At 35.3% G+C, this 21,101-nt stretch carries 18 protein-coding genes; 13 read left to right on the top strand and 5 right to left on the bottom strand.

Annotated elements, in window-relative coordinates; translation table 11 throughout:
* Positions 1-9 precede the first annotated feature (9 nt).
* The 4 genes from ygeW to WC644_00290 all read left to right on the top strand — a co-directional run bounded on the left by ygeW (position 10) and on the right by WC644_00290 (position 5,683).
* Positions 10-1,158, top strand: a complete 1,149-nt coding sequence (gene ygeW, locus WC644_00305) for a knotted carbamoyltransferase YgeW (protein ID MFA5010368.1) — start codon at positions 10-12, stop codon at positions 1,156-1,158.
* A gap of 1 nt (position 1,159) precedes the next feature.
* Positions 1,160-2,605: a pyridoxal-phosphate dependent enzyme gene (locus WC644_00300; protein MFA5010367.1), complete on the top strand. Its 1,446-nt coding sequence runs from the start codon at positions 1,160-1,162 to the stop codon at positions 2,603-2,605.
* Positions 2,606-2,608: 3 nt separating this feature from the next.
* Positions 2,609-3,175 carry an NTP transferase domain-containing protein gene (locus WC644_00295; GenBank protein MFA5010366.1) on the top strand — a complete coding sequence of 189 codons (567 nt, stop codon included), beginning with the start codon at positions 2,609-2,611 and terminating at the stop codon, positions 3,173-3,175.
* A gap of 102 nt (positions 3,176-3,277) precedes the next feature.
* The gene (locus WC644_00290) at positions 3,278-5,683 is read left to right on the top strand and encodes a hypothetical protein (GenBank protein MFA5010365.1); all 2,406 of its coding nucleotides are present in this window, start codon (positions 3,278-3,280) and stop codon (positions 5,681-5,683) included.
* 63 nt (positions 5,684-5,746) lie between these two features.
* Here the strand turns inward: WC644_00290 and WC644_00285 are convergent, their stop codons facing one another.
* A complete protein-coding gene (locus WC644_00285; GenBank protein ID MFA5010364.1) occupies positions 5,747-6,112 on the bottom strand; it encodes a hypothetical protein in 366 nt (121 codons plus the stop codon).
* A 137-nt stretch (positions 6,113-6,249) separates the two neighbouring features.
* On the opposite strand from WC644_00285, the gene WC644_00280 reads away from it, so the two are divergent.
* The 3 genes from WC644_00280 to WC644_00270 are packed head-to-tail and all read left to right on the top strand — an operon-like array spanning position 6,250 to position 7,915.
* Positions 6,250-6,711, top strand: coding sequence for a DUF1801 domain-containing protein (locus WC644_00280; GenBank protein MFA5010363.1), 462 nt, complete (start codon positions 6,250-6,252; stop codon positions 6,709-6,711).
* Entirely contained in the window at positions 6,711-7,265 is a 555-nt protein-coding gene (locus tag WC644_00275) for a DUF1697 domain-containing protein (protein MFA5010362.1), read from the top strand. The genes WC644_00280 and WC644_00275 overlap by 1 nt, the downstream gene beginning before the upstream one ends.
* Positions 7,265-7,915: a phosphoribosylanthranilate isomerase gene (locus WC644_00270; protein MFA5010361.1), complete on the top strand. Its 651-nt coding sequence runs from the start codon at positions 7,265-7,267 to the stop codon at positions 7,913-7,915. The genes WC644_00275 and WC644_00270 overlap by 1 nt, the downstream gene beginning before the upstream one ends.
* Before the next feature lie 69 nt (positions 7,916-7,984).
* On the opposite strand, the gene fahA is transcribed toward WC644_00270, so the two are convergent.
* Positions 7,985-9,235: a fumarylacetoacetase gene (gene fahA / locus WC644_00265; GenBank protein ID MFA5010360.1), complete on the bottom strand. Its 1,251-nt coding sequence runs from the start codon at positions 9,233-9,235 to the stop codon at positions 7,985-7,987.
* Between the two features lie 6 nt (positions 9,236-9,241).
* On the bottom strand, positions 9,242-10,192 hold the full coding sequence (locus tag WC644_00260; protein MFA5010359.1) for a hypothetical protein: 951 nt from the start codon (positions 10,190-10,192) through the stop codon (positions 9,242-9,244).
* Positions 10,193-10,352: 160 nt separating this feature from the next.
* Between WC644_00260 and WC644_00255 the strand changes: the two genes are divergently transcribed.
* Entirely contained in the window at positions 10,353-11,108 is a 756-nt protein-coding gene (locus tag WC644_00255) for a hypothetical protein (GenBank protein ID MFA5010358.1), read from the top strand.
* Between the two features lie 105 nt (positions 11,109-11,213).
* Here WC644_00255 and WC644_00250 read toward each other — a convergent pair whose 3' ends face one another.
* Positions 11,214-11,369: a hypothetical protein gene (locus WC644_00250; protein MFA5010357.1), complete on the bottom strand. Its 156-nt coding sequence runs from the start codon at positions 11,367-11,369 to the stop codon at positions 11,214-11,216.
* Positions 11,370-11,392: 23 nt separating this feature from the next.
* Complete coding sequence (locus WC644_00245) at positions 11,393-11,593, bottom strand: hypothetical protein (protein MFA5010356.1); 201 nt, start codon at positions 11,591-11,593, stop codon at positions 11,393-11,395.
* Positions 11,594-11,741: 148 nt separating this feature from the next.
* Between WC644_00245 and WC644_00240 the strand changes: the two genes are divergently transcribed.
* The 5 genes from WC644_00240 (at position 11,742) to WC644_00220 (ending at position 21,082) form a co-directional block, all read left to right on the top strand.
* Positions 11,742-12,905 (top strand): PPC domain-containing protein, encoded by a 1,164-nt coding sequence (locus WC644_00240; protein MFA5010355.1) that lies wholly within the window; start codon positions 11,742-11,744, stop codon positions 12,903-12,905.
* A 710-nt stretch (positions 12,906-13,615) separates the two neighbouring features.
* A complete protein-coding gene (locus tag WC644_00235) occupies positions 13,616-15,202 on the top strand; it encodes a DNA methyltransferase (protein MFA5010354.1) in 1,587 nt (528 codons plus the stop codon).
* Positions 15,202-16,038, top strand: a complete 837-nt coding sequence (locus tag WC644_00230; protein MFA5010353.1) for a TdeIII family type II restriction endonuclease — start codon at positions 15,202-15,204, stop codon at positions 16,036-16,038. The genes WC644_00235 and WC644_00230 overlap by 1 nt, the downstream gene beginning before the upstream one ends.
* A 237-nt stretch (positions 16,039-16,275) precedes the next feature.
* Positions 16,276-18,015 (top strand): hypothetical protein, encoded by a 1,740-nt coding sequence (locus WC644_00225; GenBank protein MFA5010352.1) that lies wholly within the window; start codon positions 16,276-16,278, stop codon positions 18,013-18,015.
* A gap of 7 nt (positions 18,016-18,022) precedes the next feature.
* On the top strand, positions 18,023-21,082 hold the full coding sequence (locus WC644_00220; protein ID MFA5010351.1) for a hypothetical protein: 3,060 nt from the start codon (positions 18,023-18,025) through the stop codon (positions 21,080-21,082).
* Positions 21,083-21,101: the final 19 nt, after the last annotated feature.

Genomic DNA, 21,101 nt, shown 5'->3' with positions numbered 1-21,101 from the left:
ATTTATAGAATGGAATTAAAAACTAAATTAGAAGAACTTAAGAATTACAAACAGAGTCTGTACGGAAAGGATTTTCTTCTCACAACAGAGAAGACACTTGATGAAATCAAGTACATAACGGAACTTACAGAAATACTTAAAGAATTTCACAGACAGGGAAAGTCATTTAAACTGTTCGATACAGGTCTTGGTATTTCGATATTCAGGGATAATTCAACAAGAACACGTTTCAGCTATGCCTCAGCCGTGAATGCGACGGGTCTCGGTATTTCTGACCTCGACGAAGTAAAAAGCCAGATAGCACACGGAGAAACTGTAAGGGAAACAGCAAACATGATTTCTTTCCTTGCTGAGATAATAGGTATTCGCGATGATATGTATCTCGGAGAAGGAAACAAATACATGCGGGAAGTATCAGACGCAGTACAGGAAGGATTTAATAAGGGTGTTTTGCATAGAAGACCTAATGTTATTAATCTGCAGTGTGATATAGACCATCCTACGCAATCGCTTGCTGACCTTGGCAAGTTGAAAGATTATTTTAAAGGTCTTGAAAATCTGAAAGGTAAAAAACTTGCGATGACCTGGGCATACTCTCCAAGCTACGGGAAACCTCTTTCTGTTCCACAGGGGATAATTACTCTTATGACAAGGCTGGGTATGGATGTCACTCTTGCATATCCCGAGGGTTATAACTTAATTCCCGAACTCGAAGAAAAAGTTAAGAAAGAAAATCCGTCCTTTAAGATTGTGAATTCAATGGAAGAGGCGTTCAAGGATGCAGATGTTGTATATCCTAAATCATGGGCACCGTTCGAAGTTATGAAACACAGAACAAAATTATTGCAGAAGAGCGATAAAGAAGGACTGAAAGAACTGGAAAAACAATGTCTTGCCAATAATGCAAAATATAAGAACTGGGAATGTGATGAAAAGAAAATGAAGTTAACAAAAGGAGGCGAGGCACTTTACATGCATTGTCTTCCTGCCGATATAACTGATGTGAGCTGCAAAGAAGGAGAAGTCTCTAAAGAAGTGTTTGAGAAATACAGAATCCATACATATCATGAAGCGAGTTACAAACCATTTGTAATAGCAGCAATGATATTAACGTCTAAGTTTAACAATCTTGAAGAAGAACTATTAAAAAGAATATAATATGTCACAAATAATAAAGAATATAAATGAATCCGTAAGAAAGTCATCAGCAAAGAGATGCAGGGAAAAAGGAATAACAATACCTACATTTAAACAATTAAGAAATCCCGAACTGATACCGAACGAAATAAAAGACAAACTAAAGTCTGTCGGGTTATGGGATTTGAATCCACTTAATCTTTACAGAATAACATGGAAGAATGAAGTTTCTACAGGTCAATACGGGAAAGTAAATTATTTTGAGATACCGAATGAGATTACGGGTGTAAAGGCTCGAATAATAGGACTTGTCGGAAAGTATTTCCCGACGGGTGCGCATAAAGTAGGTGCGGCATTCGGCTGTTTAGTCCCGAGACTCGTAAGCGGTGAGTTTGACCCGTTAAAACACAAAGCAGTATGGCCGTCAACGGGTAATTACTGCCGCGGCGGTGCGTTTGATTGTGCTTTGCTTGGATGCACGCCCATTGCTATACTTCCCGAAGAGATGTCGCAGGAAAGGTTTACGTGGCTTCGGGAGATAGGGGCAGAAGTAATCGCGACTCCGGGTTGTGAATCTAATGTAAAAGAAATATATGACAAGTGCTGGGAATTAAAAGAAGACCCTAACAATATAATTTTTAATCAGTTTGAAGAATTCGGCAATCCTATATATCATTATAATGTGACTGCACCCGCAGTGGAAGAAGTATATGGATATTTAAAGGATGATAAGTCAAGGATGTCCGCATTCATTTCTGCAACGGGCTCTGCGGGTACAATAGCAGCGGGTGATTACCTCAAAAAACTCCATCCGCATATGAAAATCTCAGCATCTGAGGCATTGCAGTGTCCGACACTTTACATGAACGGGTTTGGCGGCCACAGAATTGAAGGAATAGGAGATAAGCATGTTCCCTGGGTACACAATACAAGAAACACTGATATCGTGACTGCTATTGATGATGAAGACTGCATGAGAATAATGAGGCTGTTTAATGAAGATGAGGGCAAAGAATTTCTTAAGTCGCTTGGAATTGCTAAAGATAAGGTTGATAACCTTGAACTTCTTGGTATCTCATGTATTTCAAATCTTTTATCGGCGATTAAGACTGCTAAATACTATGAAATGGATGAGAATGATTTTGTCTTTACTATGTTTACGGACTCTATGGACTTGTATAAATCACGAATTGAAGAAGCAAGAGCCGAAAAAGGAAAATACAGCAAAACACAAGCAGCTGTTGACCTTGGAGCGTGCCTTCACAAGCAGACTATAGATTTCACAAAGGAACTTTCATACTATGACAGGAAAGCCATTCACAACTTGAAGTATTATACGTGGGTTGAACAGCAGGGAAAGACTGTCGAAGAACTCAATGCACAGTGGAATCCTGATTACTGGACAAAACTGTTTGAAGATGAAGTTGAGTATTTCGATAAGATGATAGAAGAATTTAATAAATTATAGCGATTGCAGATATCGGCAGTAATACTCGCAGCCGGCAGCGGAAAACGGATCGGAATTCCAAAGCTAAAACTTAAACATGGAAAAGATTTCTTTGTTAACGTTGTTGTAAGAAATCTTAAATCTGCGTGTATAAATGATATTTGCTGTGTGATTAGAAATGATGATTTAGGATGGTTCAATGATAACGCGGATTGTTCAGAGTATATTGTGAACAATAGTCCTGAATCAGGTATGATAAGTTCAGTGAAACTGGGTGTTGAGAAATATCTCAAACAGGACGGTGTGTTATTATATCCCGTTGATCATCCTTTTGTTACTGCCGATACAATCAAAAGGTTAATCGGCAATTTCAAAAAGAACAATAATCTTGTTATAAAGCCTTATTACAAAGGAAAGTCCGGGCATCCGTTAATTATTCCAGGCATTCTTTTTCAGTACATAGTTAATAGTGATAACATAAAAACTCTGAACGAAATAATCAAAGAATCAGGATTATCCGAAATAAGAATTGATGTTGATGATGAAGGAATATTGAGAAACATAAACAGAATCGAAGACATAAATACATAAAAATATTTTCTATCTTTTGTACCATTATTATTAGGTATATTTTAAGGATTAAATTAAGTAAGTTTAAATACAATTTCCTCAAAACTTTTTAAATAATCACATATGGAAGCAATTAAATCAAAGCCTTTTACATTAGGACCGCGCAGAGGTCAGTTTTATGATGTTAACGATATTCTTAAAAGTGTTGAACCTGTTCAAAAAAGTGAATTGGACAAGTTTGAAAAGCTTGACTTAATCTACAGAACTCTTTGCGGAATACTCTATAACTTCGTTCCAACGAGCGGACATCCCGGCGGTTCAATCTCGTCAGGAAGGTTTGTTGAGTCTGTTATTTACAAAACAGCCGATTACAATTTCTCTGATCCGAGACTTGAGTCAAACGATATGGTCGTTTATGCAGCGGGTCATAAAGCAATGGGACTTTATGCTATGTATGCTTTAAGAAATGAACTTGTAAGAGCGTATAAACCCGGTCTGTTACCCGATGAAACAAACCAATTGCGTTTTGAGGATTTACTTGGTTTCAGAAGAAATCCCGTAAATGATACTCCTCTGTTCATGAAGTTAAAATCAAAAGCTCTTGACGGTCATCCGACTCCTTTGACACCTTTTGTGAAGGTTGCAACGGGTGCCAGCGGAGTTGGTGTTCCTTCAGGATTCGGACTTGCGTTAGGTGCAGTAGATTATTTTGGTGATAGTGCTCCGAAGGTTCACATGGTTGAAGGTGAAGGCGGTATGACTCCCGGTCGTGTAGCCGAAGCTCTCGCTGCTGCTTCATCAATGTGCCTGCATAATATAATTATGCATATCGATTTCAATCAGGCGTCAATCGACAGTAACCGTGTATGCCGTGACGGTGACTTAAAGGGAGATTATGTGCAATGGGATCCCGCAGAACTTGCATATCTGCATGACTTCAACGTGATATATGTAGATGACGGAAAAGACCACAATAAATGTATAGCTGCACAAGCATTCGCAAAGCAGTTAAACAACGGTATGCCCACAGCCATTGTTTACAGAACAATAAAAGGCTGGCAGTATGGAATTGAAGGAAGAGGCTCGCACGGTGCAGGACATAAATTCTGTTCGCCAGAATATTACAATTTCCTTTCTACTTTTGAAAATAAATTTGGCGTAAAAATGCCAGTCTTTGTTGCAAAGAGCACAACCGAACTAAAGAATGAATTTGGTCAGCTTGTTCCGCAATTTGAAGGCGACTGGAACAGAATAAATATTGAAAAATATTACTGGGATACACTGCTGATAGTCAGAGACGTTATCGAAAAGAATAAGGACTTGAGTTTCTTTGCTGATGCTGTTGAAGATTCAAAGAAGAGACTTGAAAAACTTAACAGAAAACCGCGCGAAAACAAACCCGAGCTTGATAAACTATACAGCGACAAATCTATAAATTCAAATGATATTCCCGAAGAGCTTAAAATAGTTCCGAATAATGTAACTACAATCAGGGCAGCGCTCGGCTCATCACTCGGATACATAAACAAGAAAACGAATGGAGCTGTGCTTGGTGTAGCTGCAGACCTTCTCGGTTCAACGAGTGTTAATCTTGTAGGCGAAGGATTCGAGAAAGGTTACTTCAATTCAAAATCAAATCCGGGTTCGAGGATTTTAGCCGTCGGCGGTATCTGTGAAGACGCAATGGGCGGGATGATGGCAGGAGTCGGCGCTTATGGCAGGCACATGGGAGTTAGTTCGTCTTACGGCGCTTTCATCTCTGCTATGGAGCATACAGCCGCAAGACTTCATGCTATAGGAGAAATGAGCAAGGTCGAACATTACGGCGGTAATTACAACACATGGATTCTCGTGAACGCTCACGCAGGATTAAAAACCGGTGAAGACGGTCCTACACATGCCGATCCTCAATGTTTGCAGCTGCTTCAGGGAAATTTCCCGAAAGGCACTGTTATAACTTTAACACCATGGGAACCGGGCGAAGTCTGGAGTCTTCTCGTTGCCGGTTTAATGAAGCGTCCCGCGGTTCTTTCACCATACGTTACCAGACCAAATGAGAAGATATTTGACAGAAAAGCATTGAACCTTGCACCCGCTTCTGAGGCTGCTAAGGGCATGTATCTACTCAGAAAGGCAGATCCGAAGAAGAAACTCGACGGAAGTATTGTTCTTCAGGAAAGCGGCGTAACGATTGAGTTTGTATCCTATGTTCTCCCGAAACTTGATGCTGAAGGATATAATGTTAATGTTTACTACATATCGAGTGCAGAACTTTTTGACCTGCTGCCTGAAAAGGAAAAGGAAAAGATTTATCCACAGGAAGTTGCTCAGACTGCTCTTGGTATTACGGGATTCACTTTGCCGACTATGGAGAAATGGATTACATCATTCGAGGGCAGAAAGAGAATTCTGCATCCGTTCCGCAAAGGTCAATTCCTCGGAAGCGGTACTGCTGAAATAGTACTCAAACAGGCAGGACTCGACGGCGAAGGAATTTATGCAGAGGTTATCAATTATTTAAAGAAATAGATTATTAATCTATATGAATTAAAAAGGGGCTTTGAGCCCCTTTTTATTTTTAATAAGATCTGCTTACTTGGTCTGTGCGTAAGTATACGTCCCATCCCCGTTTATTTGCAGTGTTACCAGTTTACAGGCATCAATGTTCGTAAATACAACATATGCTCCCTCGGTGTCTGTAATCTTCATGTCAAACATGCACGATTCTCCGAACTCTGCAGGAATATTGACAGTAACAGTTGAACCGTTTTCAAACAAGTCGTTCGGAAGAATATCACTTCCCCAGTTGTTTGATTCTGCGGGTGACAGATAAATGTCAACGAGTGTAAATCCTGTGTTGTTGACAACCTGATAGGTTAATGCCTGTGCAGATGAATTCTTTGCTGAAAACAAAGAAATTCCCGCAAGCAGAATAAACAGAAATAATAGCTTTTTCATTTTCTCTCCCTTTGTTTAATTGTATGTTTATTGTTTTGATAGCTATTCAACCACGATAAAAGAATATTAATTCCCTGAAATTCAATTTTATTTTATTATTTTATAAATTATATTTAGAACTAAATTATTAAAAAATCATGCAGTCTAAAGCAAAAACGGTGAGCGAATACATAAAAGAATTACCGCCGGACAGAAAAGAAGCGATTACTAAATTAAGGAAATCCATTCTTAAGAATCTTCCTAAAGGATTCGAAGAGGGAATCGGTTATGGAATGATGGGATATTATGTCCCTCACAGTATTTATCCTAATGGATATCATTGTTCGCCCGAACTTCCTCTTCCGTTTGCAGGAATGGCTTCACAGAAGAATTTTATTTCGTTTTATCACATGGGTATGTATGCAGACCCAGAGCTTTTAAAATGGTTCACGACCGAATATCCCAGACACACAAAAGCTAAACTTGATATGGGAAAAAGCTGCGTCCGCTTTAAAAAGCCGGAACATATTCCTTATGAACTTATAGGGAAACTAATGAAGAAAATGAGCGTTAAAGACTGGATTAAGCTCTACGAGAAAAATTACTTAAAATCAAAATAGTGCATACTTACATTTCAGTATTAAGAGGTATAAACGTCAGCGGGAAAAGAGTAATTAAAATGGATGCGCTGAAGAACTCCTATGCTGATTTGGGTTTCACAAACATTCGTACTTTCATACAAAGCGGTAATGTAATTTTCCAATTCAAAAAATACGATCAAAAGAAAGTTGCAGATATGATTAAGAAAAAAATATCCGATGATTATGGCTTTGAAGTCCCTGTTATTGTCAAAGATTCCGATGGATTAAAAAATGTAATAAGAAATAATCCGTTTCTAAGTAACCAAGATGTTGACCCATCATTGCTCCACGTTACTTTTCTTTCAGCAATTCCCTCTAAGTCTGAATTGGATAAATTAAAAGAGTATGATTATTCCCCCGATGTATTTATTGTCAAAGAAGATATTGTCTATTTATACATTTCCGGGGGTTATGGCAACACTAAGTTAAACAATAATTTCTTTGAGAATAAACTAAAAGTAAACGCTACTAATCGCAACTGGAAAACTATTAACGAACTTTGTAGAATTGCTTATAATATCGGAAAAGATTAATGAGAATAAGAGTTAAAGTATGCTGCATAAGTTCTGTAGATGAAGCGAACACAGTTATTGCAACAGGTGTTGATGCAATCGGTCTTGTCGGGAATATGCCCAGCGGACCCGGTGTCATTTCTGATGAATTAATAAAAAATATTGCCTACTCCGTTCCTGAAGGTGTTGATACATTTTTGCTTACCTGTGAAACATCAGCAAAGAAAATCGTAGAGCATCATAGTCGAACACTCACAAATACAATTCAACTCGTTGATGAATTAAAAGAAGGTACTTATTTTGATATTCGTTCATCGCTGCCTTCTGTTAAATTAGTTCAGGTCATACATGTGCTTGATGATAAATCGGTTGATGATGCCGTTCGGATTTCAGAATCCGTTGATGCATTGCTCCTCGATAGCGGTAATCCTTCTCTTGAAGTAAAAGAACTCGGAGGTACAGGCCGCACTCATAATTGGTATCTTAGCAGAAAGATTGTTGAACGCTCAAGTGTTCCTGTGTATCTTGCAGGCGGACTTAATGTTAATAATATTCAAAGAGCTGTCGAAGTAGTTCAGCCTTATGGTGTTGACCTTTGCAGCGGTGTTAGAACAAATGGTAAACTGGATAAAAAGAAACTGCAACAATTTCTATCTAAAGTTTGGCAATAAGCTCCTTATTCTTATACATTTTAGACTTATCTTTTCAAAGTATATACTTATTCATTCATTATATAACTTTTATCTTGCAGGAAGGAGCTTAGATTTTACTTCTCCGAAACCGACAGTGAAATCGTTTCCTTTACAAAATGCAGTCATAATAACTGTATCACCATCCTCAATGAACTTTCTTACTTCGCCTGAAGGCAGTTTGAGGGGTTCTGTACCTCTCCATGTAATTTCAAGCATTGAACCTCTTGAATCCTTGTCCGGTCCGCTTATTGTTCCCGATGCCATCATGTCGCCCGTAAGTGTATTGCATCCATTTACTGTATTATGTGCAAGATGCTGGCTCATGTTATAGTAAAGATATTTGTAGTTTGATTTTGTTATGGTAACCGGTTCAGTCATTTTACTGCTTTGCAGTTTAACTTCAAGATTAATATCATAAGTCGGATTACCCTTCGTCTGAAGATAGGGCAGGAGTTCTTTCTCAGGTACCGGACCTTCAGTTCTGAAAGGTTTCAGTGCATCAAGAGTTACAACCCAAGGCGAAATTGAAGTAGCAAAGTTTTTTGCAAGGAATGGACCAAGCGGCTGGTATTCCCATGTTTGTATGTCTCTTGCGCTCCAGTCGTTTACAACAACCATTCCGAATATATGGTCTTCAGCTTTTTCAACAGGAATACTATCTCCAAGTTTATTACCGGTTCCGACGAAGAAACCCATCTCAAGTTCAAAGTCCATGTTCTTGCACGGTCCAAAAACAGGCGGTGCATCAGGATTAGGCCTGGTTTGTCCTTTAGGCCGGTGAATGTTCTCACCGCTTACTATTATTGAACTCGACCTTCCGTGGTAAGCAATCGGAATATGAAGCCAGTTTGGCATTAATGCATTATCTTTTCCTCTGAACATAACTCCGACGTTTGTAGCATGCTCACGAGATGAATAGAAGTCTGTGTAGTCTCCAATGCTTACAGGCAAAACCATCTCAACATCATTGATTTTATGAAAGCACCTTTTTCTAAGTGATTCATTATCACGAAGCTCAGAATTTTCCAAACTAAGAATTTCCTGAATTCTGTTTCTTACGTTTGTCCATACAGGCTTTCCGCACGACATAAACTCATTGAGAGTTTTAGAAAGAAATACTCTATTGCCTTTTAAAAGTGTATGTATAAAGAATCCTTCTTCTTCAAGCAGTTTAAGGTCAAGCACATAGTCACCGATTGCAGTAACAATCCTAGATTCGCCGTTTATTCTCGCAACACCAAAAGGAATATTTTCTATTGGAAAGTGTGTATCTTTGCTGTATTCAATAATGGATTTCATATTATATTATAATAAATTTAAATTTTTAAGGTCATCTTTCGGCTCGTCAAAGCTGCAGCTACCGAAAGAATTCACGAACTCTTTTCTTGCATTCGTGATACTGTCCGCGTCCGCAGGAATGTCATTCCATTTGAATTTATCCTCTGTAAACACGAATGAAACGGAATGTTCATCTTGAATAATTTCATTAATTTCTTTCAATGAAAGCAGATTTGAGTATGCAAGAACTCCTGCTCCGAAAATATTCAGAAAGCCATGCATTTTTGTCGATACCGAATCATTGTAATGTCTTACAGGATGATGCAGTCCTGCTGTTGCTTTAAACCTTACCTTGTTATCCCTGCAAGTTTTTAATGCAAATGAAACCTGTTCAGTTGAAGGAAAAAGCTCAGGTGTTATGCCGCCGGTTCTTAGTTTAAAACCTTTTCTGTTCTCATCAATGATTTCAGCAGCAGTGTGAGCAAACTTTTCAAACACAAACTTATAATTGTCATTAACAGGAGGTTCAAAGAAAACACTACTTTCCTGCTTATCGAAACTATTCAACATATCACGATAATCTTTAAAGAAAATTTTAAGAGCGTTCGTATTGAATTTATCGAATAGTTCATTTGGAATCTTTACTTCAAAACTGTTAATCTCAACGTCATTATTTCCTATAAAATCGTTTACTTGTTTCAGGTCGGTTTCAAATGATTTCAGAAATTCTTTAGCTGTCTTCCCTCCGGTCAGAAGAAGCGAGAATGAAACACGTCTTTCTGAAGTATAATTCTTCAGTAATTTATAAACATCTGTATTAGTATCTGCAATTGTTCCGAAAGACTTCATTGAACAGACAAACTTATCCATCATCCATTCATCATCTGAACTAATATAGTTTAGATAATTTTGGAATGCCGGTTTTAGCTCGAGATTAGCAGGGGGAAACATTCCCGCATAATCAATAATACCGTTCATAAAACTTTTAAAAGCCTTCATCATCATAGTTTCTGTTAAAATATCTTATATTTTCTTCTTAAAACATGAAATAGCAGAAATAAATTCATGCAGCATAGAGGTTTGATATAACATTTAAAATTCAAGTAAATATTACTAATTTAAAACAAATTAATTACTCATGAAAAACTTTATAATTATATTATTATCTGCGGCAGTACTGTTTTCCTGCGGTATTTTGACAAAGAAGACTTCAAACGATAAAAGCAGAGCAATAGAGGAGAAGAAAACAGAAAAGTCAAATTCGACAACATCCGAGAATGATGAGGTAGTTCCGGAAAGAAAACCTTCATCTAATAATGGGGTTGAAATGCTGGTTTTCGATAAATCTAATATACCCTCATCTATACAGTACACGGGTTATATCGTTACAGGAAAAAGATGGAACGATAAGAACGGAGAGAACATTCTGCTGCTTACAAGAACAAATGTTAAAGAGAAGAAGTCAAGAAAATCAGGATATGAAGAAATCGATTTAGAATGCGAGCTTTACGGATATCACTACGTAAGTACAGGCGGTTCTTATTCGCTGCTCTGGAAAACACAGGACTTTGTAAAAGAATGCTGGTTTGATTTGACTCTTGATTTCATACCCGGTTCATTAAGCATAACAGATATAAACGAGAATGGTATTGCGGAAAGCACATTTCTCTACAAGATGTCATGCCGCAGTGATGTTTCTCCTTCGGAATTAAAATTAATGATGCACGAAAACGATGTTAAGTATGCACTCCGCGGTGAAATGCTGATTAAGATGGAAGGATATACTGCAGGCGGAAATTATAAGGTTGATAAGTCTTTTAACAGCGCACCAGATGGATTTCTTGATTATGCAAAGTCGCAGTGGAAAGAATACCGTCTGGAGACGTTTAACTAAAAAATGTAATTCAGCAACACAACTTATTATGTTGATTGTGCAAGCAAGGATGCTTTCTTTACCTTAAGAGCTATTTATTTAGGAAAATATAATTTCCAATTTTAATTATTTCAAAAGTATCATCCTCTTTGTTGCTTTGAAATCGCCTGCTGTCATTAAAGAATAATATACACCGTTGTTGAGTGCCGAACCGTCGAATGTTGCTTCGTATGTTCCCGGTTGAATCTTTTCGTTTACAAGTGTTTGAACTTCTCTGCCCATCACGTAGTAAATTTTTAGCGTTACTACTGAATTCTGATTTCTGACTTCTGAATATCAAACCTGATAACCGTTCCCGGATTAAACGGGTTTGGATAATTCTGTGAAAGGGAATACTCCAAAGGTACAACGGATGAAACACTTCTTATGCCAATAGGGAAGATTTCCGTTAGTTGCTTTTGTAAATGGAGTAAAAAGTCCTCCTTAGTATTAAAAAGCAATATCAATTTTTATTAGATTGTACTGAGTTAAGTGTTTTTAACAAGCAAATAACGGATCATTGACCCGATATTATATTAAATACTATTTGAATGTTAAATATGAATTTTATGTTTTAAATTGCATTAAGGGAGAAAAATTAATTTGAGTTTAAATATGTTTAGCAAAAAAGCAGCTGCAAGGAATATCGTTATTGTTTTTGCATTAATCATTGCATTCTTGCTCGGTGGATGTGAAGAGCCTACATCAACAGAGGATAAAGGCGGAAACAATCCAAATCCCGTAATAAATTTTAACAGTGCTGTTAGCGTTAATTTCGGAACATCTTTGAAAGGGTACATAACCACAAAAGGCGGTTACGGTGTTTACAGGTTTACGAACAAAAGGGGCGGTGTTATAGAGATAAAAGTTGACACAGTTCCGGGTAATCTTAACCTGACACTTGATTTTTATGACTCTCAGAAGAACTGGCTTTACGGAAACTACGGGACGTGGGGGCAAACCGTGAATATTAATGCAGTCTGCCCGCCGGGTACTTATTACGCGGTTGTAAAAGACGGTGATGGAGATGAAACAAGCGAGCAGCCTTTCAGTTTCATACTGAATTTAGATTCAACGGATATATATGAATATAACAACACTCTCGCAACTGCAAGAACGATAGGGATTGACTTAGAGGTTCAGGCGAAAATCAAACCTGAAAATGATGAAGATGCATTTCAGTTCTACTCTCCGAAAGACGGAATAGTTAATTTTACACTGAGCAACGTACCTGTTAATATTGATTTGGTTTCAGACCTTTACGATTATCAGAACAATTACATAGGCGGAATTACAGGTGGAATGGGCGAAAGCTATTCATTCGGTTCATTGCTGTTTGCGGGGACGTATTTCATAAAGTTCAAAGACGGATTTACTGACGCATACAGCAACGATTTTTATAAGATTAAAATGAATCTTGATACATCTGACTTTTGGGAAATAAACAATACATTCGGTTATGCAAAAGATATTGGACTTAATCAGAATGTTTCGGGAAAAATAAAACCCGTTGCTGATGTTGATATGTTTAAACTGCAAATTCCTACAGCGGGACAGATGCAGGTGGCAGTAACACAGGTACCTTCTGAAATTACGATGGTTGTGGAACTATACGACAGTATGCAGGTGAAAGTAGCGAATGCAATCGGTCTTTCAAACGGACAGCCTGTTACACTTTTTTATAACACGACAAGACCCTGGATGTATTACGTAAGGCTTTCGGATGAATACAATAACGACGTGAGTGACAGCTACTTCAATTTCAAGGTGGTTAAATAGTCAGAAACGAGTATTTAAGAAGACTTAGTAAAAGCAGCCCGTTATTTTAAAATGACGGGCTTTTTTATGGGGAAAAGCAGGTGTGAAATTGACGGATTTGTCAGTGTAAAACGATATAAGTCACAAGGCCAATTTGAGTGCAAGGAGAGTGCAAGGAAAACCCACATAGTAACAAAAATAAAGAAATGAGGTTTTTTGACGGATTTGTCAGTAAATGTATTACATGGATTTTCATATGTCCCTCTCTATTGTAAATCACAACGGAATAAGAAATTGTGTCACGTTAAAATAGGGTAAAAATTTTTCTTAATGGATTTTATGGAAAAACAAGTTGAAATCGAAAGGGTAAAAATTTTGGTACTCAAAAATCGTGTCCAAATTTTAAATTTTGTTGTGACTATAAGTAGGGGGAGGTATATAAGAGCATAGGGAAAGGGACAGGGGAAATTAAGGAATTATGAATTAATGAGGAATGAAAAATTTAACATTCCAAATACTGAAAATGAATTAATACTCTTTATTTAGAATGATTTAAAACGAGTGGAAATTTGTTTGGAACTTCATTAGAAAAAATTATCATAAAATGATAATATTTGCAAGTAAAATTTTATTATTTTTGAGGTATAAATGCTAAATCAAAATGAAGACGTAGTTAAATCTTCATTGTAAAATATACTAATTAAATTTAATTTATAATATTTATCAAAATTATGAGCACGGAAAGAGAATATTTCTCAATTAAAGAAGCTAGTAAATGGGCTACAGACCATTTAGGCAAAACTGTAACCACTTCCAACATATCCTATCTTGTGCAATATGGTTTGATTAAAAAATATGGTGATAATGGTAATGCACAAATTTCCGTAAACGAACTACAAGAATATTATAAATCTTACAATGGAAACCGCGAATCAGATTGGAAACAAAAGCTTGGAGATGATTTAAACTGGGAATTATCTTTCCAGCAATTCAAAGAAGCAGAAACGACAAAGCACGTTCATAGATTGCATCCATACAAAGGTAAATTTATTCCTCAATTAGTTGAATATTTTATTGACGACCACACGGATAAATTTAAAAAGGAAGTATATTTTAAAAAAGGTGATATAATTCTCGACCCATTTGCCGGAAGCGGAACAACACTCGTTCAATCTTCGGAATCCGGAATGCATGCAATAGGGATAGATATATCTGCCTTTAATTCTCTTATTAGTAATTGTAAAGTATCGAGATTTAATCTAAAAGATGTTCAAATAGAGCTTAACAAAATTACAGATGTTCTAAAATCGTATTTAAATAATTCACATATTATAGAATTTGATAATGAATTATTGGAAGAATTGTCAATATTCAATTCGAAATATTTCCCAGTTCCTGATTATAAGTACAAACTTAGAAGAAACGAAATAGATGAAGATAAATATGGTTCGGAAAAGGAAGAATTATTTCTGAAAGTTTATAACAATCTTCTTAATAAATATAAAATTGAAGTAACACAAAGAAACACGAAGACATTTCTAGATAAATGGTATCTAAAAAGTGTAAGAGAAGAAATAGAGGTTGTCTTCAATGAAATTAAAAAGATTAATAACTTACAAACGAAAAAACTTGTAAGTATAATATTAAGCAGAACAATCCGTTCATGTAGAGCAACAACACACGCCGATTTAGCCACACTAAAAGGACCAATCTCTTCTACATATTATTGTGGAAAACACGGCAAAGTTTGTAAACCATTATTCTCTATATTAAAATGGTGGGAATCTTACTCTAACGATACTATTAAAAGAATAAAACAATTTGAGAAACTTAAAACTAATACTTATCAATATTGTTTAACAGGTGATAGCAGAACAATTAATATATTTGAGGAGCTTACCCAAAAATATGAATCCTTTGGCAATCTCGCAAGCAATCAAAAAATTAAAGGAATATTTTCGAGTCCTCCATACGTAGGTTTAATTGACTATCACGAACAGCATGCTTATGCATACGATTTATTTGGTTTCGATAGAAAAGATGAACTTGAAATAGGTCCACTATTTAAAGGGCAGGGAAAAGAAGCAAAAGAAAGTTATGTAAATGGTATATCCGAAGTGTTGATAAATTGCAAGAAATATCTTGCAGAAGATTTCTATATATTTCTTGTAGCCAACGACAAATATAATCTTTACCCAACAATTGCAGAAAAATCAGGATTAAAAATAGTAAACCAATTCAAACGCCCTGTTATTAATCGTACTGAAAAGGTTAAAGGGGCATATTCGGAAATTATTTTCCACTTAAAGAACAAGTAATGGCAAAAACCCCCCAAAAAATATCAGATGCGATTAAACAAGTTATTCAAACTCTTATGGACAGAGTTATGGATAATGTGCTCAACAATGACCCATTTATTGCCGATGAACACAGAGCCAAAAAACCTTTATACGCTGCTCTTGTTCCGGACGAAATTTTCAAAGGTTCGCATTTTGAAAGAAGGTTTGTAACTCCTTTTGGTGGGGTTTGGGAGAAATTAGCACAGGTTGCAGCCATCCAGGGATTGGGGAAATGTGAATTGCAAAAATCAATAACCGGAAATGTTCCTCAAGAAAGGTTGAGAAGAATTTCGGAAGTTCTAAATAAATTAGAGCACAAAGAAAAAGGAATTGAACGCATTAGACCTAATTGGGATAAAGAAATAAAATATATACTGGAAGGTAATGGAGGATTAATTCCAGTGACAGTTATTTGTGATGTGTTTGCAGAAGATACTCAAAACAAAAAAATCTATGCATTTGAAATCAAAGCACCATTACCTAACAGTGACCAAACTAAGGTAAGTAAAGAAAAAATTCTGAAATTACTTTCAATGCAACCTTTACAAGTAGATGCCGCCTATTTTGTTTTGCCTTACAACCCTTATGGCAGAAAAGAAGATTATAAATGGACTTTCCCTTTTAGATGGTTTAATATGAATCAAGATAAGACTGTTTTCATCGGTGAAGAATTTTGGGATTTTATCGGCGGAAAAGGAACTTATCAACTTTTTATTTCCGAAATAAATAATTTAGGGAAAGATTATCGTGAGAGAATTTACAGAGAGTATTTAGGAATTGAACCTCCTGAAAGAAATGATGATGTGAAAATATGAATGTAACTTTCATATTGAGTAGTAAACTAGAAAATAACACTACATTTTTCATTATGTTTAGCTACGATTTTTGCAGAATATTATTTTGGTTATGAAAATGCATATTTGCAAAAGAACTTTAAATTGGAAAACTTGTTATTCATGGTTCTGCAAAACAATAAGGAATTCTGTAAGAGAGAAAACAGAATTTTTGTGTTACATTCAAATAAATCATAACACAAAAGGGTAAAATTAATTGTGGAATTTAGGTATGTAGAAGATCTTGACATTGGATGTGACTTATCAATTCTTCGACGAAGTACACAACGCCATTCTATAATCTTATATCAGCATGAAGGTTCAATTTTTGGAGATAATGCTCGAATTGGTAATCTAAATAATGTTGAAGTTGAATTAAGCCTTTTTTTTGAAAAATCACGTTCAACATCTTGCGATTTAGCACTTACACCTGAATATTCATGTCCTTGGTCAATTATTGTAGATATTATCAATCATCCTGATAAGTGGCCTACGGCTGAAAAACTTTGGGCTATTGGTTGTGAATCAATGACAAAAGAACAACTGTCTTCTTTGAAAACTACTTTTAACAATGAAAATGTTTATGTTCATTTTGATAATGCTGTATTAACCAACCATCTAAATTATGTAGATCCACTAATTTATTTGTTCAAAGGCTCTCATTTGGGACAAAATAAGTTAATAGTTTTGCTGCAATTTAAAACTCGACATATGGGTGTTTGGGGAAGTACATTGGAAAGGGATAATCTAATACAGGGAAATGAGATTTACGTTTTGAGAAATTCTATTGATTCTATTAATTTCTTATCTTTGATTTGTTCCGAAGCAATGAATTTTCAGAATGAATTAACCCCAGAAAAACAAAGACAAATAGACTGGATTGATCGACCTTATTTAATTTTTAATCCACAATTAAATCCAAATCCCATACATACAAATTTTACAACATTCAGAAAGTTTATTTTCCAGTTTCCTAAAAAAGAAATCATATCTCTTAACTGGAATAATAAAACTACATTTAATGGGCATTCTTTTCTGGAGTTTAATTCTGCAAGAAGCGGTTTTTATATTCAATCCGATGAGATCAATCGGTCAGAACAGAGAATAAAACATAATCATAAACACGGTTTGTACTATTTCAATTTGGGAATAAAGAAGCATGCTTTTCTGTTAAACAGTTCTGCAGTAGTTTTTCATATTGCTAATCCGTCAGTTGATATTGTAAATGCTATGCCTCAGCAAATTATGCGGGAAGGACCAGAGTTAATTGAAACTTTTGTTTTAAATGCGAACCGAGATGCTTTTGATATTTTAGATAACGGAATTACTGATGGACATGTTAATTATTTAACTGGGGTGGGATGTGCTTGCAATTTTCTAATTTCTGATCAGAATTGCATATTGGAAAAAGAAAAGCTTGTCTGCCTAACTTCTGGCAAAATCGATAAAGAATTAGGAAATAGTTGGTGCACAATTTCAAATTTATTTTCGATAAAACTAAATGAAAATTCGGAAGTCAATTGCAGAATTACATTCACGGAAGATACTCATCACGAAAGCATTGAATTCAGGTCAAAGTATATTGATGTCATTACTGTATTAACCAATGAAATACTACCTAATAAAGCTGTATATCCTGAAAGCATTGCTGACTTGAAGGATGATGATCTAGTAATAGGCTATAACACTAATTCCCGAAAAGATAATTACAAATATAATCTTTTGACTGCCGCAGGGGTAGGAAAAGTTGCCACTATATGTTTTTTGGGTTCTATGCCAGAATTTGTAATTAATAAAACATTTAATTTTCTACAAGCTCTGTTCGATAATGATAATAATAATAAACGGAGAGTTGTTGTTTTTTACAAACGGGACAATATGATCATATCAAAGTCAGACCCAGATGCAGGTATTATATCTGCTACTGGCGATTTTGATGGTCCAACAATTTTTAAATAATAATATTATGAATAAGCAAAATATTATCGCTCTTGCAAGAAATATTTTTCCCGATATACAATATGTTCGGGATGATTTGTATAGAGGTGAATTAAAGATATCCGGAAAATCTGCCGGTATATATTATATGGATATAAGTGGGCATGTACCATTTGATAAATTCAACGAGTATCAGGAAAATTTACTTGCTGATGAGTATTATAGCCTATCAGGAACTCTTCAATGGAATCTTTACTTGCTGTTACTTCAGGATGATGTTAACCAACAAATCAAAGAACGAGTTGAACGAAATGATAAGTATGCCCGCAAATATATTTTTACTGAACCCCAATTTGAAGAATTCTTCAAACTGGAAAAATCTGATGCGGAAGTATCTTCAAATGTTGTATTACAATGGAAAGAACAACTTAATAAAGTTGATCTTCAGGAAGTGTATTCAAAGGCAAAATATACAGAAGCAGTAGATCGATTTCTATTAAATCAAACCAGAAAAATAGAGGGTACAGAAACACTTTTAGATTCTTTGGATAATATAAAAATTAATTTCATAAACCAGATTATATTAAAGCCAACATATCGGGAATACCCAAGGGAACCTAGGGTTTTTAAATTTGGAAAAGTAAACCTTATAAAAGGGATCAATGGAGTTGGAAAAACCTGCGTCCTGGAATCTTTGGAATTAATCGCTTGTGGAAGAGCATTCAGAAATTCAGACAAAATAGAACCAGATAATTGTGTGGAAGCAATAATTAACAATTCAAGGGAGATCGAAATATGCACCCCAACCAATAATACTAAATACCGCTTGCGAGATGCCTATTGGTATAGTAATAATTATCCAAGAGATAATTTTGTTTTTTCTTCCTTTAATAGGTTTAATTTCTTTAATACGGATGCATCTATCGACTTTGCAAAAAGCAACATCGAAGATGATGTAAAAAAGTCGCTGTCAAATATCATACTCGGTAGTGAATTTAATTATATTTCTGAAAGGATAGACGGATTTTTTGACAGAATAAAACCAATTTATAATGAACTTAATCGTAAAATAAAGGAAGCCGAACAGAAAATTAAAGAATCTGATATAATTATTTCCAAATTGGGAAAATCTGAAATAGTCAGATCATTGATTGATACTATTAACCAAACTTTACATTCTCTCCATTTCAAAAATATATACTTTGATATCGAAAAAGATACGGCAGAAGTGGAAGTCCTAATTAATCAGGTAAAGACACTGACTGAAAAAGTATCGGAGAATCAAAATAATCCCATTGACAGCAAGAATGATCTAAATAATGCAATAAGTTTATTTGCAATAAAAGATACTGCCTTAAATAATTTAAAATCTGATCTTGAACTACTATCCTCACAGGTTTCCCTAAAGGAGAATGAAATCACTAAAGTGACAAAAGTGTCAAGTTTACTTGAATCTTCAACAAAGTATTTCAGTGAACCCAAACTTTTTGATATTAAAGGATTTAGCAAACGCTTTTCTGATAATGAGGAATTAATCAGAAAGTTGAATGTAGTGAAAAGAGGTTTGAATTCAATAGATCTCCAGACTTTTTCCTCCGAAGCAAATATTAATGATTTACTGGATAAAACCCAGATTGATCTTTCTGATGCCAGATTGAATCTTGATATATGTGAGGCTGATTTGAAAAAACTTCTTGCACATTTTAGCAATACCGATAAGATAATTAACGAAATAAAATTATTAGGAAAGGAATATTTGGCTCTTGCTCCTGACGCTATTTCGTGCCCTCTTTGTCAGTCATCTTATGAACATTCTGAGTTACAAAAGAGGATTGAAGAAATTTTACAGACAAATTCCAAGGAAAATCAGGAAAGAATTGATATCCTTCACCAGAAACAGCAGACTGCGAAAGAAAATGTTGAAAATGTGACTTATTTCTATAATGGATTAACTAGCATCAAAACATTATATGAAAACACATTCAGTAAAGATTCAATAGAAATGTCAGTTTCGGAAATTATCACTGAGATTTCTCAATTAATAAATCAGGAGGATTTCTATATAAAGAAAAAACAGGAGCTCGTTGGTTTTCGTGAAATGGCCGAATCATTTAATATCACAGAAGAAGAATTCCTATTTCTCAGCAATAAACTGATTACAGACTTAAGCCCAGAGTTTACATTTGTATTTGACAACAAAAAACTTTTTGAAGAAAAAGCTACACAACTATCATCAGAAATTAAAATATTAAAAGAGAGTTTGGTGAAACTTCAAGAGGACAGGTATAAACTTATCACAAATTTCAAAAAAACGATTGGACTGGATGATGATAAAACCTATACTTTGCAAGAATTCTATTCGTTAATGGAGAGAGAAAAGAAAAACATCGACCTGTTTGATAATTATTTTTCTCAGATTTCCCAATTAATAGATTTGAAGGATGAGAATTTACTCTCGGAAATTAACCTTGGATTGGCAATGTTGCAAAAAAACATCGTTTCTCTCAAAATAGAAAAACAAAATCAATATGAATATAATCAGGCGAAAAATGAAAAGCAGCTATCACAGACTTTTTTAGATAACAATATAAAAAACTTCGAAAGAATTAAGATAGCTTTCAATACTCTCCAAACTATCAGTCAATCAGACGGGACGCATCATTTAAACAGTTTTTTCGAAAGCAATTTGAAGGAAATTGTCGACATTTTTAAGACCATCCATGCTCCGCGAGAATTTAAATCTCTAATTTTCCAAGATAGACAGTTCTATCTTATTAATGAGAATGACAAAAAGCATAAATTAACTGAAATCAGTACTGGTCAGCGAGCCGCCCTTGCTTTATCTATTTTTATAAGTTTGAACCGTCAGTTGAAAAACGGTCCAAATCTCCTCATTTTTGATGACCCAATTTCTCATATTGACGATCTTAATGCACTTTCCTTTCTTGATTTCCTTCGTTTCTTTATTTTGAAAGAAAACCGTCAAATATTTTTTGCAACCGCGAGTTCAAAATTGGCGAGTCTATTTGAGAAAAAATTTGAATTCTTAGGAAATGAGGAATTCAAAAAATGGGAGTTAAACAGGTAAATATTTTCATCCATCCGCT

The organism is Ignavibacteria bacterium (genome assembly GCA_041649015.1).
Taxonomy (GTDB): Bacteria; Bacteroidota; Ignavibacteria; order Tepidaquicellales; family Tepidaquicellaceae; genus CAIKZJ01.
The sequence above is the reverse complement of the archived record's forward strand: the minus strand, read 5'-3'. Positions and strand labels throughout refer to the sequence as shown.

Bases quoted from the DNA above. Each gene is read 5' to 3' on its own strand.
- ygeW (MFA5010368.1), top strand. From the start codon at position 10: ATGGAATTAAAAACTAAATTAGAAGAACTTAAGAATTACAAACAGAGT.
- WC644_00300 (MFA5010367.1), top strand. From the start codon at position 1,160: ATGTCACAAATAATAAAGAATATAAATGAATCCGTAAGAAAGTCATCA.
- WC644_00290 (MFA5010365.1), top strand. From the start codon at position 3,278: ATGGAAGCAATTAAATCAAAGCCTTTTACATTAGGACCGCGCAGAGGT.
- WC644_00285 (MFA5010364.1), bottom strand. From the start codon at position 6,112: ATGAAAAAGCTATTATTTCTGTTTATTCTGCTTGCGGGAATTTCTTTG.
- WC644_00280 (MFA5010363.1), top strand. From the start codon at position 6,250: ATGCAGTCTAAAGCAAAAACGGTGAGCGAATACATAAAAGAATTACCG.
- WC644_00270 (MFA5010361.1), top strand. From the start codon at position 7,265: ATGAGAATAAGAGTTAAAGTATGCTGCATAAGTTCTGTAGATGAAGCG.
- fahA (MFA5010360.1), bottom strand. From the start codon at position 9,235: ATGAAATCCATTATTGAATACAGCAAAGATACACACTTTCCAATAGAA.
- WC644_00260 (MFA5010359.1), bottom strand. From the start codon at position 10,192: ATGAACGGTATTATTGATTATGCGGGAATGTTTCCCCCTGCTAATCTC.
- WC644_00255 (MFA5010358.1), top strand. From the start codon at position 10,353: ATGAAAAACTTTATAATTATATTATTATCTGCGGCAGTACTGTTTTCC.
- WC644_00250 (MFA5010357.1), bottom strand. From the start codon at position 11,369: ATGGGCAGAGAAGTTCAAACACTTGTAAACGAAAAGATTCAACCGGGA.
- WC644_00240 (MFA5010355.1), top strand. From the start codon at position 11,742: ATGTTTAGCAAAAAAGCAGCTGCAAGGAATATCGTTATTGTTTTTGCA.
- WC644_00235 (MFA5010354.1), top strand. From the start codon at position 13,616: ATGAGCACGGAAAGAGAATATTTCTCAATTAAAGAAGCTAGTAAATGG.
- WC644_00230 (MFA5010353.1), top strand. From the start codon at position 15,202: ATGGCAAAAACCCCCCAAAAAATATCAGATGCGATTAAACAAGTTATT.
- WC644_00220 (MFA5010351.1), top strand. From the start codon at position 18,023: ATGAATAAGCAAAATATTATCGCTCTTGCAAGAAATATTTTTCCCGAT.